Origin of the sequence: Sphingomonas olei (genome assembly GCF_045369765.1) — a bacterium.
GTDB lineage: Bacteria > Pseudomonadota > Alphaproteobacteria > Sphingomonadales > Sphingomonadaceae > Sphingomonas > Sphingomonas panaciterrae.
In genome coordinates this window covers 1-1,269 of record NZ_JBIQEU010000074.1, presented here as the reverse complement: position 1 = coordinate 1,269, position 1,269 = coordinate 1, and the positions used below count along the sequence as shown (strand labels likewise).

The 1,269-nt window shown below is 65.7% G+C and carries 1 protein-coding gene; it reads right to left on the bottom strand.

Annotated features, from left to right (window positions below; genetic code table 11):
- Positions 1 to 34: 34 nt before the first annotated feature.
- A protein-coding gene (locus ACH0BU_RS18095) for an IS3 family transposase (RefSeq protein ID WP_500264483.1) occupies positions 35 to 1,206 on the bottom strand; the annotation gives its coding sequence in 2 pieces (ribosomal slippage) (positions 35 to 942 and positions 942 to 1,206; 1,173 coding nt in all).
- Between the last annotated feature and the right edge of the window lie 63 nt (positions 1,207 to 1,269).

The window sequence follows — 1,269 nt, the reverse complement described above, 5'->3', positions numbered from 1 at the left end:
TGAGCAGCCCCCACCGGGTGGTCCGGGTTGATTGTTAGTGCATCGTCGTCTCCGCCGCCATGGCCGGCTGGAGGTGGAGCGAAGCGGAGCCGGAAGCCGGCCATGGCGGCGTCGCCGCTTCCGGAGCCGGCGGCCGATAGCCGAGGCTGCTATGCGGCCGGACGGTGTTGTAATGGCGGCGCCAAGCCTCGATCAGCACCTTGGCTTCGGCAAGGCTGTAGAAGATCTCGCCGTTCAAGAGTTCGTCGCGCAGCGACCCGTTGAAGCTCTCGTTATAGCCATTCTCCCACGGCGAACCGGGCGTGATGTAGAGCGTCTTCACGCCGATCTGCCCGAGCCAGGTCTGCACAGCGGTCGCGATAAATTCGCTGCCATTGTCCGACCGTATGTGGGCTGGCGGGCCTCGATCGATAAACAGCTCCGCGAGCCCAGCCAGCACATCCTCGTGGTTGAGCTGACGCGCAACGATGAGCGCGAGGCACTCCCGGCTGGCCTCGTCGATGATGGTGAGGATCCGGAACTTGCGTCCGTCGTGGGTGCGTCCCTCGACGAAGTCGTAGGCCCAGACGTGCCCCGGATACTCCGGCCGCAGCCGGATGCAGGAGCCGTCGTTGAGCCATAGCCGACCGCGCTTCGAGTGCCGCTGCGGCACCTTCAGCCCTTCGCGGCGCCAGATCCGCTCGACCCGCTTGTGGTTCACCGACCAACCGGCGGTGTGGAGCAGCGCCGTCACCCGGCGGTAGCCATATCGCCCATATTGCTTCGCCAAGGCGATGATGTCCTCGGTCAGCGCCTCTTCGTCATCCGCCCCGCGCGGCACCTTGCGCTGCGTCGATCGATGCTGGCCGAGCACACGACACACACGCCGCTCGGACACCATCAACACCGTCTGCACCCGATCGATGCAGCGCCGCCGCCGCGCGGGGCTCAGAAGTTTCCCCGTGCCGCCTCCTGCAGGATCAGCTTGTCGAGCGTCAGGTCCGAGATCGCACGCCGCAGCCGGGCGTTCTCCTTCTCCAGATCCTTCATCCGCCGCGCCTGATCCGTCTTCAGGCCGCCGTACTCCTTGCGCCACCGGTAGTAGGTCTGCTCACTGACCGCGATCCGCCGGCACGCCTCGGCGGTCGTGCCGCCCTGGCCCAGCACGATCTCCACCTCACGCAGCTTGCCGATGATCTCCTCCGGCTTGTGCTTCTTTGCTGGCATTCGTCGTCCCTTCCTTGGTCCAGACTGTCATAGTCGATGGACCACTCAGAAGGGGGCAGCTCA